General features: G+C 72.2%; 8 protein-coding genes. 4 read left to right on the forward strand and 4 right to left on the reverse strand.

Translation table 11 applies throughout. The annotated features are described in order from the left end of the window. Positions 1–157: 157 nt before the first annotated feature. Positions 158–5,596 carry an S-layer family protein gene (locus HRF36_RS10155; RefSeq protein ID WP_173209417.1) on the reverse strand — a complete coding sequence of 1,813 codons (5,439 nt, stop codon included), beginning with the start codon at positions 5,594–5,596 and terminating at the stop codon, positions 158–160. Positions 5,597–5,836: 240 nt separating this feature from the next. Between HRF36_RS10155 and HRF36_RS10160 the strand changes: the two genes are divergently transcribed. Then, positions 5,837–7,306, forward strand: a complete 1,470-nt coding sequence (locus HRF36_RS10160; RefSeq protein ID WP_173209419.1) for an amino acid permease — start codon at positions 5,837–5,839, stop codon at positions 7,304–7,306. A 45-nt stretch (positions 7,307–7,351) separates the two neighbouring features. On the opposite strand, the gene HRF36_RS10165 is transcribed toward HRF36_RS10160, so the two are convergent. Beyond that, the gene (locus tag HRF36_RS10165; protein ID WP_173209421.1) at positions 7,352–8,794 is read right to left on the reverse strand and encodes an MFS transporter; all 1,443 of its coding nucleotides are present in this window, start codon (positions 8,792–8,794) and stop codon (positions 7,352–7,354) included. 336 nt (positions 8,795–9,130) lie between these two features. Here HRF36_RS10165 and HRF36_RS10170 point away from each other — a divergent pair, with 336 nt between their 5' ends. After that, positions 9,131–9,379 (forward strand): glutaredoxin domain-containing protein, encoded by a 249-nt coding sequence (locus HRF36_RS10170; protein ID WP_173209424.1) that lies wholly within the window; start codon positions 9,131–9,133, stop codon positions 9,377–9,379. Here HRF36_RS10170 and HRF36_RS10175 read toward each other — a convergent pair. Both HRF36_RS10175 and HRF36_RS10180 read right to left on the reverse strand, forming a co-directional pair. Further along, positions 9,376–9,813: a DUF6314 family protein gene (locus HRF36_RS10175; protein WP_173209426.1), complete on the reverse strand. Its 438-nt coding sequence runs from the start codon at positions 9,811–9,813 to the stop codon at positions 9,376–9,378. The two genes, HRF36_RS10170 and HRF36_RS10175, sit on opposite strands and share 4 nt — an antisense overlap. After that, complete coding sequence (locus tag HRF36_RS10180; RefSeq protein ID WP_173209428.1) at positions 9,803–11,284, reverse strand: helix-turn-helix transcriptional regulator; 1,482 nt, start codon at positions 11,282–11,284, stop codon at positions 9,803–9,805. Before HRF36_RS10180 ends, HRF36_RS10175 begins: the two co-directional genes overlap by 11 nt. Before the next feature lie 88 nt (positions 11,285–11,372). Between HRF36_RS10180 and HRF36_RS10185 the strand changes: the two genes are divergently transcribed. After that, the gene (locus HRF36_RS10185) at positions 11,373–13,097 is read left to right on the forward strand and encodes a glyceraldehyde-3-phosphate dehydrogenase (protein ID WP_173209430.1); all 1,725 of its coding nucleotides are present in this window, start codon (positions 11,373–11,375) and stop codon (positions 13,095–13,097) included. Beyond that, positions 13,094–15,031 carry a phosphoenolpyruvate carboxykinase (GTP) gene (locus HRF36_RS10190; RefSeq protein ID WP_173209431.1) on the forward strand — a complete coding sequence of 646 codons (1,938 nt, stop codon included), beginning with the start codon at positions 13,094–13,096 and terminating at the stop codon, positions 15,029–15,031. Before HRF36_RS10185 ends, HRF36_RS10190 begins: the two co-directional genes overlap by 4 nt. The last annotated feature ends 65 nt before the right edge of the window (positions 15,032–15,096 follow it).

Raw genomic sequence — 15,096 nt, forward strand, 5'->3', positions numbered from 1 at the left:
GCGGTATGCACCAGCACGCACCCGCCCGTCGTCGCCGACCTCGGCGTCGGGAGACCCCCGCGCCTCCCCGGCACCGCGCCTCCTGGACGACGGGCGTCCCCGCCCGCACGGCTCCTCGTGAGAGGGCGCGCGGACGGGGACGTCGTGGCGCCGGGCGTCACTCGGCGCGGCGACCCCGGATCGGGCCGGTGACGCGACGACCGCGACGCGAGAGCGCCAGGCCGAGGGCGACCCCGAGCAGGGCCATGGCCGCGATGCCGAGCACGGAGGCGCTGCCGGTGAAGGCGAGCTGCGTCGCCGTCAGGATCATCGGGAACGTCACGGTGACGACGGCCTGGACCGTCACCCCGGCCGTGTCGGTCACGCGGTACTGCACCGAGGCCTTCGAGTCGAAGCCGGCCTCGGGGGTGAACACGACGCTGCCGTCGACGACCGTCCAGGTGCCCGTACCGGGCACGGCCAGCGTGCTGACCCCGTCACCGGTCGCCGGGTCGACGATCACGACGGTGCCGCGGTCGAAGGTCGCACCCTGGGTGGGGCTGTCGTTCGCCGTGACGTCGACCGTGACGGCGTGGTCGGTCGTGCCGCGCTGCTCGTCGTCGACCGCGACGGCCGCACCGAGCACGGTGATGGTCACCGTCGCACGGGACGTCTGCCCCGAGGCGTCGGTCGCCGTGTAGTCGAACGGGTCGACCCCGACGAAGCCGACGTCCGGCAGGTACTCGTACGAGCCGTCGCGCTGCATCGTCACGGTGCCGTGTGCGGGCTCCGAGGCCAGGGTGACCCAGAGAACCGACCCGTCGTCGTTGCCCAGCACGCCGCCGACCTTGCCCGACACCAGGCGTTGCCCGGCGATCGTCGTGCCCTGGTCGTCCACGGCCTTGACGCCCACGGTGATGCGGACCGCGGCGGTGACGCTGCCGCTGTCGCGGTCGGTGACCGTGTAGGTGACGGCGTCCGGGCCGGAGTAGCCGGCCGTCGGCGCGTAGACCAGGCGACCACCGGCGTCGATGGTGACCGTGCCGTGGGTGGCGGTGCCCGTCGTGGTGACGTGCAGGCCCGTGCCCAGGTCGTTGCCCAGCACGCCGGGGGCGGACACGGTCAGTGTCGTGTCGGCCGGGGTCGAGGCCTCGTCGTCGACCGCCGTCGGCAGCACCGTGATGGTGACGGTGCCCGTGCGGGTCTGCCCCTCGGTGTCGGTCGCCGTGTAGGTGAAGGCGTCCACACCCGAGAAGCCGGCCGTCGGCGTGTAGACGTACGAACCGTCCTTCGCCAGGGCGACCGTGCCGTGGGCGGGGCGCCCGTCGAGCGTCGCGGTCAGCGAGCTGCCCGAGTCGTTCGAGAGCACGCCGTGTGCGGCGTCGACGGTGAGCGGTGTGCCGGCGTGGGTCGTTCCGGCGTCGTCCACGGCGAGGGCGCCGACGACGATCGTGGCGGTGGCCTTCGTGGCGTGGCCCGACGCGTCGGCCGCGGTGTACTCGACCCGGTCGGTTCCCGAGAAGCCCGCGTCCGGCGTGTAGACGAACGTCCCGTCCGCGCGGGTGGCGATCGTGCCGTGCGCCGGGGTGCCGACGCTCGTCACGGTCAGGCCGGTGCCGAGGTCGTTCACGAGCAGGCCGGGGGCCGGCACGGTGAGCGTGGTCGCGGCGGGCGTCGTGTAGCGGTCGTCGATCGCCCGGGGCGCCACGGTGACGGTGACCGTCGCGGTGTCGGTGCCGCCGTCACGGTCGGTGACCGTGTAGACCACGATGTCGTCGCCCGAGAACCCGGGTGCCGGCGTGTAGTCGAACGTGCCGTCCGGAGCGATCGTCACGGTGCCGTGCGGCGCCGGGGTGACCCCGGAGACGGTCAGGCCGGTGCCGACGTCGTTGCCGACCACGCCCGGGGTGACGACCGTCACGTGACCGCCGGCCACGACGGTGGCGACGTCGTCGACGGCCTTCGGGGCGACCACGATCGTCACGGTGCCCGTGCCCTTCTGACCGGCGCCGTCGGTGACCTCGTAGCCGAAGGTGTCCTTGCCCGAGGTGCCGGGCGTCGGCGTGTAGGTGTACGAGCCGTCGGGGCCCATGGTCACGGAGCCGGTCTTCGGCCGGTCGGTGACCTTCGCCGTGAGGTCGGTGCCCGTGTCGTTCGTCAGCACGCCGTGCGCGGCGTCCACGACGAGGGGCTGGTCGGCGACCGTGCCGCCGACGGGTGAGTCGTCGACCACGATCGGACCGACGTGGATCGTCACGGTCGCTACGTCCGAGCCGCTGGACGGGTCGGTGGCGCGGTAGCTCAGCTGGTCGGTGCCCGAGAAGCCGTCGGCGGGCGCGTAGGTGATGGTGCCACCGGCCGCGATCGTCACGGTGCCGTGGGCCGGGGCGTCGACGAGCTCGGCGCGCAGGTCGGTGCCCAGGTCGTTGCCGAGTACGCCGGGCGCCGCGACCGTGACCGCGGTGTCGGCCTTCGTCGACGTCACGTCGTCGACGGCGTCGGGCACGACGACGACGGTCACGATACCCGTGCTCTTCTGCCCCTCGGCGTCCGTCGCCGTGTAGGTGAAGCCGTCGGTGCCCGAGAAGCCCGTCGCGGGGGTGTAGACGTACGAGCCGTCCTTCGCGACGGTCACGTCACCGTGGCGGGGGGTGCCGTCGAGCGCAGCCGAGAGGCCGGTGCCGCGGTCGTTCGCGAGCACGCCCGTCGCGGCGTCGACCGACAGGGGCCGGCCCGCGGTGGCGGTGCCCTGGTCGGCCACGGCCAGGTCGCCGACGATCACCCAGGCGCGGGCCGTCGCGGTCCGACCCGAGGCGTCGGTCATCTGGTACTCGAACGAGTCGGTGCCCGAGGTGCCGGAGTCCGGCGTGTAGCTCCAGGTGCCGTCGGCGTCCACCGTCACGGAGCCGTGCGAGGGGCTGCCGTGGTCGGTGACGCGGAGGCCGATGCCGAGGTCGTTGCCGAGCAGGCCGGGCGCCGCGATCGACACGATCGTGCCGTTCGGGGTCTCGGCCTGGTCGTCCACGGCCAGCGGCTTCACGGTGATCGTCACCGTCGCGGTCGAGGTGCGGCCCGCGGCGTCGGCGACCTGGTAGGTCACCGTGTCGGTGCCCGAGAAGCCGGGTGCCGGCGTGTAGTCGAACTCGCCGGTCGGGGCGATCGTCGCGGTGCCGTGCTGCGGCTCGGCCACGACGGCGGCCGTCAGGCCCGTGCCGAGGTCGTTGCCGAGCACGCCGGGCCCGTCGACGTGGGCGTTACCGCCCGCCGTGACCTGCACGGCGTCGTCGACGGCCTTCGGGGCGACCGCCACGGTGGCCGTCGCGGTGCTCGTGACCCCGTTGCCGTCGGTCAGGGTGTACGTGAACGAGTCCGTGCCCGAGAAGCCCTTCTCGGGCGTGTGGACGAACGAGCCGTCCGGCGACACCACGACGGTGCCGTGCGAGGGGGCGGTGGCGACCGCGGCGGTCAGGGGACCGGTGCCGCCGTCGTTCGCCAGCAGGCCGCGGCCGGCCGGGACGTCGAGGGGCGCATCCGCGACGGCGTCGACCGAGTCGTCGGAGGCGCGGGGGGCGACCGTCACGGTGACCGTGGCGGTGGCGGTGTCGGTGCCGCCCTGACCGTCGGTGACGGTGTAGTCGACGGTGTCGGTGCCCGAGAAGTCGTCCGCCGGTGAGTAGAGCACGTCGCCCGCAGGGGTGACCGACGCGGTGCCGTGGCCCGGCGTCGAGACGGCGGTGACCTTCGTGTCGGTGCCGTCGTCGTTCGCGGTGAGGGCGCTGCCGGTGATGGTCGTCGGGGTGCCCGCCACCGCGGTGGCCGTGTCGTCGACGGCGGTGGGCAGCACGGTGATGGTCACCGTGCTCGTGGTGCTCTCGCCTGCGGCGTCGGTCGCCGTGTAGGTGAACGAGTCGGTGCCCGAGAAACCGTCGGCCGGGACGTACCGGAAAGAACCGTCGCGCCCGAGCACGAGGGAGCCGTGCGAGGGGCGGGTGGTGACGGCGGCGGTCAGCCCGCTGCCCGAGTCGTTCGACAGAACGCCCGCGGCGGCGTCGACCACGAGGGCCTGCCCGGCACGCGAGGTCGCGACGTCGTCGCTGCCGGCCGGGGTGACGGTGATCGTGACCGTCGAGGTCGACGTGCCACCGCCTCCGTCGGTCGTCGTGTACCGGAAGGTGTCGGTGCCCGAGAAGCCCACGGCCGGCGTGTAGACGTACGAGCCGTCGGCCGCGACCGAGGCCTCGCCGTGCGCCGGCCGGGTGTTCGAGGTGACGGTGAGGTCCGTGCCGGCGTCGTTGGAGAGGACGCCCGGCACGGCGACCGTCAGAGTGCTTCCGGAGGCGGTGGTCCCGGTGTCGTCGGAGGCCGCGGCCGAGAGCGCCACCACGGTGTTGGAGAAGGTGCAGACCACGTCGGTGCCGTCGGCGGTGGTCGCCGACGGGAAGGTGAACCGGGCGACGTCGCCGACGCCGTCGGCGACGAGCGCGCTCGTGTCGGTGGCCGGGTCCTTGTTCACGTTGAGGCAGGACCATGTCGTGCGGTAGTCCGCGAGGCGTGTGGTGCCCGCCGCGGACTGCGTCACGGTGTACTGGCGCTGGGGGATCGTCAGGGCGGCACCCGCGACCTGGTCCTGGACGCCCGTCTTCTTGCCGGCCGTGGTCGTCCGGTTGCCGGGGTTGCTCTCGTCGACGCCGCCGCCCGAGACGGCGAGGGCGAACTGGTCGCCGCTCTTCCAGCGGGACGTCACGTCGGCCGCGCCGGTGAGTGTGTTGGCGTAGTTGCAGCTCGCGAGGTCGGTCAGGTCGAACCCGGCGGACGTCGGGATCGCCTGGCCCACCTGCTGACCCGAGGCCGGGTCGAGCTTGATGATCGACCTGGCACTCGAGACGTAGAGGTAGCCGTCCGAGGTGAAGGCGATGCCGGGGCTGTTCGTCCGGGTGGGCAGGGTCGCCACGAGCGAGGTCTCGAGGGCGGGAGCGCCGGCGGCCTCTTTCTCGGTGGGGATCGTGGTCTCGTCGACCCGTCGCACCTGGTTGCCGGTCACGACGAAGAGCAGGCCGCGGGTGCTGAAGGCGAAGTCGCCGTTCCGGTCGCCGATCAGCCCGCCGATGGTGCCGACGCGCCCGATCTTCGTGCCGGTGCCGGCGGGGTCGTACGCGCCGAGGGCCGCGCTGGCCCCGTTGCTGCCGTAGTAGTAGATGCCCGTGGCGGGGTTGACCGCGCCTCGGATCAGGGTCTGCGCCGAGTCGATGTCCGCCACCGTGGTGACCTTGCCCGAGGTGGTCGAGTAGCGGGCGAGCGTGCTGCCACCGTTCTGCATCGCGTAGGCGTCGATGCCGTTTCGGCTGATTCCGAGCGCGTTGTTGGCGGGCGCGAGCGGGTTGGTGCCCGCGAGGACCGGGGTCGCCGCGCCGGTCGTCGCGTCGATGGACACGAACTGGCCGTCGTTCCCCGTGGCGTAGAGGGTGTTCTGATCGCAGGACAGCGAGTCGGCGGCCCGCGCCGGCGTCGGCGAGACGGCCTGCGTGACGGCGACGGCCGCGAGCAGGGAGGCGGTGGCGAAGGCGGCGAACGAGAGGGCGCGACGGCGGGGGCGCGCAGGGGCGCGGAGAAGCGACATGGGGTTGTGTCCTCGGGTGGGGGCGTCCGGCCGGGTCGGATCCGGTCGGACGTCGGTCCTGCTCGACATGCGGGGGTTCAGGCGCCCGCATGTCGCCCCCACGGGTACGGGGGCTCCACGGAAGTGGATGTTTCGACAATAAAGCTTCTTGTTTGTCGAGCGGAGTCCCCAGAGCGGGGGGCATCGATGTCCGCCTTGTGGGGGACGTGTGGGTACTCGGCCGAGGTCTACCCTCGTCGCATGGCATCCAATGACGGATCGCGCTCCGTGTTGCGCAAGAAGCCCATCGTCGAGATCGAGGACGAAGTCGGGGGCAGCGGGCTGTTCAAGAGTCTCGGCCTGTGGCAGCTCACGGCGATCGGTGTCGGCGGCATCATCGGCGTCGGCATCTTCTCGTTGGCGGGTCTCGTCGCGCACGGCGACGACGCCAACCCGGGCGTCGGCCCGGCCGTCCTCTTCTCGTTCCTGATCGCGGGGCTGGCCTCGGCCGCCGCCGCTCTCTCGTACGCCGAGTTCGCCGGCATGGTGCCCCGGGCCGGCTCGGCCTACACCTATGGGTACGTCGCGCTGGGTGAGATCGTCGGCTGGTTCATCGGCTGGGATCTCTTGCTCGAGTACGTCGCGATCGTCGCCGTCGTGGCGATCGGGATCTCGGGGTACTTCGACGCCTTCCTCTCGGGCCTCGGCGTGCATCTGCCGACCTGGATGACCTCGACGCCCGACGAGGGGCAGGGCGGAATCGTCAACGTGCCGGCCATCGTGGTCTGCCTGCTCGTGACGTTCATCCTCAGCCGGGGGTCGAAGGCCTTCGGCCGGTTCGAGATCGTCGCCGTCGGTCTCAAGGTGCTGCTGGTCCTCTTCATCATCGGGCTCGGACTGTTCCACATCGACACGCAGAACTGGTCACCGTTCGTGCCGAACGGCTTCGGACCGGTGTTCACCGGGGCGGCGACCGTGTTCTTCGCCGTCTTCGGCTACGACGCGATGAGCACGGCGGCGGAGGAGAGCGTCGACGGCAAGAAGCACATGCCGAAGGCGATCATCCTGTCGTTGATCATCGCCATGGTGCTCTACGTCCTCGCCACGCTCGTCCTGACCGGGATGCAGGACTACCGCGAGATCGACCCGGCGGCCGGATTCGCCTCGGCGTTCCAGAGCGTCGGGCTGCCGATGGTCGCCACGATCATCTCGGTCTTCGCCGTGATCTCGATCCTCACGGTGATGCTGACCTTCTTGCTGGGGGTCACGCGCGTCTGGTTCTCGATGAGTCGCGACGGCCTGCTGCCCGGCTGGTTCGCGCGGACCGACCGACGCGGCGTCCCGCAGCGGGTGACCTGGATCGCCGGTGTCGCCTCGGCCCTACTCGCCGGGGTCTTCCCGATCCGCGAGGTCGCCGACCTCACGAACATCGGCATCCTCGCGGCGTTCGTCGTGGTCTGCGTCGCCGTCATCGTGTTCCGGTACAAGAAGCCCGAGGCACCCCGTACCTTCCGGTTGCCGTTCATGCCCTTCGTGCCTGCCTTCGGCGTGATCGCGAGTGGGTTCCTGATCTCTCAGCTGCACTGGGAGACCTGGCTGCGCTTCGTGATCTGGCTCGCCGTGGGACTCGCCCTCTACTTCGGTTACGGACGACGGCACTCGCTCATGAATCCCAACAGTCCGCGTCTGAAGGGCGCGGGCCGGGGCGGCGACGGGACCCGCCCCTCCTGAGCGGGGTCACCGAGCCGGCCGACGCGACCGGCACCTCGCGCGGGGTCAGCGACGCGGTCGGCGCCCGCGAGGTCCGCGACGGCCGGCGGCGACCGTCGGGATCGACGTCGTGACGACCGCCACGGACGTGGTGATCACCGCGAGGGACGACGTCGACAGGGTGGCCTGGGCGTGGCCGGTCGACGGGAACCCACGGCGGCCGGCGACGATCACGACGAGGCTGATCGCGACGATGGCCGCCGCCGCGAACGGCACCGTGGCGAGGCCCGACATCCCGTAGACCTGGCCGCCGATCGCGGCACCGGCCGCGATGCCGACGTTCGACCCCGCGTTGATCAACGCGCCCGCGATGTCGGGGCTGACCCCGCCGGTGCGGATCGCCGCTGCCATGAAGAGCGTGCCGGTCGTGCCGTTGGCCGCCATCCACAGACCGGCGACGACGAAGGTGCCGACGAGCGACCCGTGGACGAACGGCAAAGCGGCGAGGGCACCGATCATCACCGCGACCGCGACGATCAGGGTCTGCCGGGGCGCCCGGTCGACGAAGGCGCCGGCCGCGAGCAGGCCGACCACGCCCGTGCCGCCCAGGACCAGCAGGGCGCCGCCCACGAGGTCCTCGCCGAGCCCGGCCCCCGTCAGGTACGGGCCGATGAAGGTGTAGACCACGTAGTGACCGGCGAACAGCATGAGGTCGGCCACGACCACGGCCAGCAGCCCCGAGCGGGCCCACGACCGGACCGAGCCGACGTGCGGCGACGATTCGCCCTGGACGTGCGGCAGGAAGACGGCGGCGACCACGGCGAGCACGGCCGTGGCGACAGCGACCGCGCCGACGGCGGGGCGCCAGCCGAGCTGGTCGCCGACCGTCGTCGCGAGCGGAACGCCGACGACGAAGCCCAACGAGCTGCCCGAGTACACGAACGCGATCGCCCGCCCGGCCAGGCGGGGCGGCACGATCCGCGTCGCGTAGGCCGACGCCACCGAGAAGAAGAGGGCGTGGGCGATGCCGCCGACCACTCGGCCGGTCAGCAGGACCCCGAAGCTCGGGGCGAGCGCCACCATCAGGTTCGACGCCGTGTAGCCGACCAGGGTCGTGACCAGCACGGCCTTGCGCGGGAAGCGTGCCGTGGCCCAGGTGAGCGGCAGGGCGAGTGCGGCGACCGCGACGGCGTAGACCGTCACGACGACACCCATGCGGGCTTCGCTCACGCCGAGGTCGGTGCTCATGGTCGAGAGCAGTCCGACCGGGCTCAGCTCGGTGGTGATCGCGAAGAAGGTCGCCAGGCCGAGCACGGCGATGCCGACGATGCCGGAGGCCGTCAGCCGGTGCGGCTGAGGCGTCGGACGGTCGTGGTGCGGGGGCGTCGTCGACGGGCGGGCGGGGGCCGCGGCGGGCGTGCTCGCTGCGGACGGGCTCGTGGTGTGGGACGGGCTCGTGGTGTGGGACGGGCTCGTGGTGTGGGACGGGCGCTGAAGGGTGTCGGTCACGGGAGTACCTCCGGGCCCGTGGCGCGTGCGCATGACGAAGAAGTCGTCGGGGGCATCGTGGGGGCCGGCGGCCGACTCGTGGTCGGCCCCGGATCTGCACGATGCAGCACACTCGTCGCGGGCCATGCTGCTGGCGGGTGGTTTGGGGGGATTGCCACTCCACGACGAGGGCGCTCCTCCAGTGTGACATACCACCCCGTGGCCTCCGCAAGACCCCCGGTCGAAAAAACCGAACGTCGTTCGCTCGTGGTCGGTGGAGGGGTCACGTGGACCGTGGGCGACGAGGAGGCGCGGCCGGCGTGCCCGAGGGTCGTCAGCGCGCGTAGCCTGGTCGCCATGAGCACCGACACCGCCCCCGACCGCATCCTGATGTTCGGCGCCGAGTGGTGCCGCGACTGTCGTCGCTCGAAGGCGCTGCTCGACCGGGAAGGCGTGGCCTACGACTACGTCGACCTCGAGGCCGTCGCCGACGGTGCCGACCGCGCCTACGCGATCAGCGGCCGGACGCAGATCCCCGTCGTGGTCTTCCCCGACGGCAGCCACCTGGTCGAGCCCACGGACGCCGAACTCACCGCCAAGATCTAGCTCGGCAGGCGCTCGTAGCTCGTCAGGGCGTCGTACGACTTCGCCGGGCCGCGCACCGTCCAGCGTTCGTCGAACGACGTGGGCGAGAGCAGCCGGGTCTCGACCCGATAGCTGTCCGGCGCGCAGGGGTGGTGCGCCTCCCAAGCACCCGTCCCCAGGTCGAGGTCGACGAAGTGCCGCCCGTCGGCGAAACGCACCTCGAGCGAGCCGTCCCCCCGGGCCGCGTAACCGAGCCGCCGGGTGGCGGGCGTCCGCCGGTCGCCCACGACGAGCTCGCCGGTCTCGTCGTAGGTCGCCACGAGGTCGGAGGCCGTTCGCGCCTCCTCGATCGTCGCGGTGCCGTCGAAGCGGGCGCGCTCGCCCGTGCGGTGGTCGTCGATGGTGCGGGTGACGGCCCACCGGCCGAGCAGGAGCGGGAGCGTCTCAGCCGGCATGTCGGTCGAGGAACTCGTAGACCTCGGTGTCCTCGACCCCGGGGAAGGTGCCGGACGGCAACGGTGCCAACACGTGCGCGTGCAGGCGGGCGCTTGGCCAGGCCGCGTCGCGCCACCTCGCCGTGAGTGCGGCCGGGGGGCGACGGCAGCAGGACTCCTCGGGGCAGGTCGAGGTCTCCCGGCGTTCGGTGTCGCGTCCGCGGAACCATTTCGCGTCGGCGAACGGGACGCCCACCGTGATCGAGAACTCGTCGTGCTCCGTCGTGCCGGTCTGCGAGGCCGACCAGAACGTACCGGCCGGGGTGTCGTCGTACTGGTAGTGCTCGGTGGTGCGGTTCGTCCGGGCGAAGGCCGTGCGCGCGGCCCAGTGCCGACAGACCAGCTGTCCCTCGACGGCGCCGGTGACGTCGGTCGGCAGGGGCAGTCCGTCGTTCTCGGCCGCCTTGGCGATCGCGCCGTCGCCCGTGACCCGCAAGAAGTGCATCCGGATGCCGAGATGCGACGTCAGCAGGTTGCTCATGCGCATCGCCGCCGCCTCGTGGGTGACGCCGAAGCCGTCACGGAAGTCCTCGACCGAGAGATCGCGCTGCGCCTTGGCCTTCTGCAACGAGTCCACCGCCGCGTCGAGCGGCATGAGACAGGCGGACGAGAAGTAGTTGATCTCGAGCCGCTGCTTGAGGAACTCGGCGTAGGTGGACGGCCGTTCGTGGCCGAGCAGGCGGTGTGCCATCGCCTGGAGGGCCAGCGCCCGCAGGCCGTGGCCACCCGGGATCGAGGCGGGCGGCAGGTAGATGCGCCCGTTGGCCAGGTCGATCACCGACCGGGCCGAGTGCGGTAGGTCGGCGACGTGCATGATCTCGAGCCCCAGGCTGCGAGCCATGCGACTCACCCCGCTGTGCGACAGGGCGCCCGAGGTGTGTCCCACGGTGCGCAACAGCTCGGCGGCCGCCTCCTCGACGTAGGGCAGATGGGAGTCGCGTCCCCGCATCCAGAGCCGGAGCTCGGTGTTCGCCCGCCGCGCCTCCTCGGGGGTGGCGCTGGCCTCGCTGTGCCGCCGGGCGAGCTCGCGGTGCAGCCCGAGGATCGTCTGCAGCACCGGCGTGCTCATGCCCTTGTTCGCCTTCACCTCGGGCAGACCGAGCGAGCGGTACAACGACCCGCGCTGCGCCTGGGCGAGTTCGATCTCGAGCGCCGCTCGCTCGCTGGGCGGTTCGGCCGCGAGCAGCGTCGCGAGCGGCACGTCGAGGGCGGCGGCCAGGGCTCGGACCAGTCCCACCTTGGGCTCGCGGCGCCCGGTCTCGACCAGCGAGAGCTGACTGGCACTGATCTCGACCCGGGCGGCGAGCTGGTCGAGGGTCAGGCCGCGGGCGGTGCGGGCGTGCCGGACGGCCTGGCCGAGCAGCAGGGGGTCGGCATCGACCACGGGGGCACCCCTCTCGGGTGGTCCTCTTTGACAAGAACGAAAGAACATTTGATCTTTACGCATCGGTCCCCTGTGGATCAAGCATTCAGGCCGCCATCGTGGAGAACGACCGCTTTCGACGACGAGAGAAGAGACCATGCCATCGACCTCCATCGCCCCCACGGAATCGCTCGACGACGGTGCGGCCCGGTACGACGCCCGCCAGGCCGCGTGGGCCGAGCGCATCGCCCTGGCCGAGTCGATGATCCCGGTGATCGGTCGGCTCTGGCGCCGTGACGGCGTGGTCGTGTCGATCCACGGGCGCAGCCTGCTCGACCGGTCGCCCGTCGGCGTGCTCAAGCTGCACCGCTTCGCCCGCCAGCTCGACGAGCACGAACTCGACCCTGCGGAGACCCTCGGGGTGCTCCAGGTGCTCGACGGTCTCGAGCTCGGGCCCGCGTCGATCGACCTCGCCCGGCTGAGCTCCCGACACCGGGCCGTCTCGGGTGGGCAGCCCGCCCGGTCGCTCGCCGAGGTCGTGCGCACGGAGCTCGCCGAGGTGGTCGGAGGCCGCGGTGAGGGTGGCCCGGCACCCCGGGACGTCGTGCTCTACGGCTTCGGCCGCATCGGTCGGCTCGTCGCGCGGCTGCTGATCGAGCACGCCGGCGAGCGGGGAGGTGCTCGGCTGCGTGCGGTCGTCGTGCGTCGGGGCTCGGCCGACGATCTCGTCAAGCGGGCCAGCCTGCTGCGTCGCGACTCGATCCACGGCCCGTTCGCCGGCACCATCGTCGTCGACGAGGGTGCCGACACGATCGTGGCGAACGGCACGACCATCCAGGTGATCTACTCGGACGACCCCGCGACCGTCGACTACGAGCGGTACGGCATCCGTGACGCGATCGTGGTCGACAACACGGGGCGGTGGCGCGACGAGCCGTCGCTCCGGCGACATCTGGAGGCGCGGGGCGCGTCGCGCGTGCTGCTCACGGCCCCCGGCAAGGGCGCGATGCCGAACGTCGTGTTCGGCGTCAACCACGAGACGGTGGGCGACGCCGTCGTGGTCGCCGCGGCGTCCTGCACGACGAACGCGATCACGCCGGTGCTGGCCGCGCTGGACGATCGCTGGGGTGTCGAGTCGGGACACATCGAGACCGTCCACGCGGTGACGAACGACCAGAACCTGACCGACAACTTCCACCCCGGCGACCGACGCGGTCGATCGGCCTCGCTCAACATGGTGCTGACCGAGACGGGGGCGGCGAAGGCCGTGGCCAAGGCGTTGCCGCAGCTCGCCGGGCGCCTGACGGGCAGTGCGATCAGGGTACCCACGGCCGACGTCTCGGTCGCCGTGCTGAACCTGCGGCTGAGGACGCCCGTCGCGCGCGACGAGCTCAACGCGCATCTGCGTCGGGCCTCGCTGGATTCGCCCCTGCGTCGGCAGATCGACTACGTCGAGTCGCCCGAGGTCGCGTCGACGGACTTCGTCGGCTCGCGCCACGCGGGCGTCGTCGACGGACTCGCCACGGTGGTCTCCCGAGATGGGGACGACGACGGGTCCGGCGGCGACGGCTCGGGCCGCCGGGTCGTGCTCTACGTCTGGTACGACAACGAGTTCGGCTACAGCTGCCAGGTCGTCCGCCTGCTCGAGCACCTCGCCGGAGGCACGCCCCCGTCCCTGCCCCGCCCCGCCCGCACCAGGTCCGGTTCGACCGACGAGGCCGCACCCGCGGTGCTCGCCGCGTCCCGGACGGCATCCCCCTCCCCGGCTGATCCGGTACGTACCGGATCAGGGAAAGAAAGATCTGCATCCCCTTCGGCGGCGGCCCCGCTGACCGGACCGACCGGCGACCTGCTCGACTCGACCCTGGAGGCAACGCGATGATCACTTCCCGACCCCTCGACCCCGGAGTCCTCGGCGACGCGACCCGCGCCTCCTCGGCTCCGCCCTCGGTGCCGAGCACCGACTGGGCGCGCGCCGCGCGCCGCCGTCACGCGCCCGCCCCGTCGGGGGCTCCACGCGGCCTCGTCGCGTGGGTCGCCGAACAGGTCGACCTGCTCGAACCCGACGGCGTCCACTGGATCGACGGCTCGGACGCCGAGGCCGAGCGGCTGACCTCCGAGCTCGTCGCCAGCGGTGCGTTGATCGCGCTGGACTCCGAACTGCGCCCGGGCAGCTTCCTGGCCCGGACCGACCCGGGTGACGTCGCCCGCGTCGAGGACCGCACCTTCATCTGCACCACCGACCCGAGGGGCGCCGGACCGACCAACAACTGGCGGGAGGCCGGGGCCATGAAGCGCGAACTCCGGCCGTTCTTCGCCGGCTCGATGCGGGGTCGCACGCTCTTCGTCGTGCCGTTCAGCATGGGCCCGGTGGGCGGGCCGCTGTCGCAGCTCGGCGTCCAGCTCACCGACTCGGCCTACGCCGTGCTCAACCTGCGCATCATGGCGCGCGTCGGCTCCGAGCCGCTGGCCGCGTTCGGCGGCGCGGACGGCGACGCACCGTTCGTCCGCGGTGTGCACAGCGTCGGTTTCCCCCTGCGCGACGTCGACGGCAGCACTCGCGACGACGTGGCCTGGCCCTGCAACGACACGAAGTACATCACCCAGTTCCCCGAGACACGCGAGATCTGGTCGTTCGGGTCGGGTTACGGCGGCAACGCCCTGCTGGCGAAGAAGTGCTTCGCCCTGCGCATCGCATCGACGATGGGGCACGACGAGGGCTGGCTCGCCGAGCACATGCTGTTGATCAAGGTCACCGACCCCGACGGCCGGGACTTCCACGTCGCCGCCGCGTTCCCGTCGGCCTGCGGCAAGACGAATCTCGCGATGATGCGGCCCACCCTGCCCGGCTGGCGGGTCGAAACCCTCGGCGACGACATCACCTGGATGAAACCCGGCCCCGACGGCCGACTCTGGGCGATGAACCCCGAGACCGGCTTCTTCGGGGTCGCCCCCGGCACGGGCGAGGCGTCGAACCCGATCGCCGTCCGCACCCTGCACGCGAACACGATCTTCACGAACGTGGCGCTGACCGACGACGGCGACGTCTGGTGGGAGGGGCTGACCGACGAGGCCCCGGATCACCTCACGGACTGGCAGGGGAACGACTGGACCCGCGCCTCCTCGACCCCTGCCGCCCACCCGAACTCGCGCTTCACCGCGCCGGCCGAGCAGTGCCCGTCGCTCAGCCCCGACTGGGACGCGTTCGACGGCGTGCCGCTCGACGCGATCGTGTTCGGCGGGCGTCGCGCGACCAACGTGCCGCTCGTCACCCAGGCGCGGTCGTGGCGACACGGCGTGTTCGTCGGCGCGACGGTGGCTTCCGAGCAGACCGCCGCGGCCGAGGGCGTCGTCGGTGAGCTGCGACGCGACCCGTTCGCGATGCTGCCGTTCTGCGGCTACGACATGGGCGACTACTTCGCGCACTGGCTGCGGCTCGGGGCGGGGCTCGGCGACCGGGCGCCGCAGGTGTTCCAGGTCAACTGGTTCCGGAAAGGCGCCGACGGGGCGTTCCTCTGGCCCGGCTTCGGCGAGAACTCGCGCGTGATCGCCTGGATCGCCGGCCGCCTGGCGGGCACGGCCAGCGCCGTCGAGACGCCGCTGGGGCTGGCGCCCGCACCCGGAGCCCTCGACGTCGACGGACTCGACCTCACCGAGGAGGCGCTGGCCGAGTCGTTCGCGGTGCCCACGGAGGCCTGGCTCGCCGAGTGCGACCTCACCGACGAGTTCTTCGACCGGTTCGGGTCGACCCTGCCGGACGCCCTGCGCCACGAGCTGGCCGACCTGCGCGCCCGGCTCGGGGCCGCCCGCACCTGACCGGGCCCGAGACGTCACGACGCGCCGCTCAGACCCCCACCTGAGCGGCGCGTCGTGTCATCTCG

It is taken from the genome of Frigoribacterium sp. VKM Ac-2836 (genome assembly GCF_013248995.1).
GTDB lineage: Bacteria > Actinomycetota > Actinomycetes > Actinomycetales > Microbacteriaceae > Frigoribacterium.

What these genes read in the sequence shown, in the direction of transcription:
- HRF36_RS10180 (WP_173209428.1), bottom strand. Translation starts at nt 11,284, where the DNA reads ATGTTCTTTCGTTCTTGTCAAAGAGGACCACCCGAGAGGGGTGCCCCC.
- HRF36_RS10175 (WP_173209426.1), bottom strand. Translation starts at nt 9,813, where the DNA reads ATGCCGGCTGAGACGCTCCCGCTCCTGCTCGGCCGGTGGGCCGTCACC.
- HRF36_RS10155 (WP_173209417.1), bottom strand. Translation starts at nt 5,596, where the DNA reads ATGTCGCTTCTCCGCGCCCCTGCGCGCCCCCGCCGTCGCGCCCTCTCG.
- HRF36_RS10185 (WP_173209430.1), top strand. Translation starts at nt 11,373, where the DNA reads ATGCCATCGACCTCCATCGCCCCCACGGAATCGCTCGACGACGGTGCG.
- HRF36_RS10190 (WP_173209431.1), top strand. Translation starts at nt 13,094, where the DNA reads ATGATCACTTCCCGACCCCTCGACCCCGGAGTCCTCGGCGACGCGACC.
- HRF36_RS10170 (WP_173209424.1), top strand. Translation starts at nt 9,131, where the DNA reads ATGAGCACCGACACCGCCCCCGACCGCATCCTGATGTTCGGCGCCGAG.
- HRF36_RS10160 (WP_173209419.1), top strand. Translation starts at nt 5,837, where the DNA reads ATGGCATCCAATGACGGATCGCGCTCCGTGTTGCGCAAGAAGCCCATC.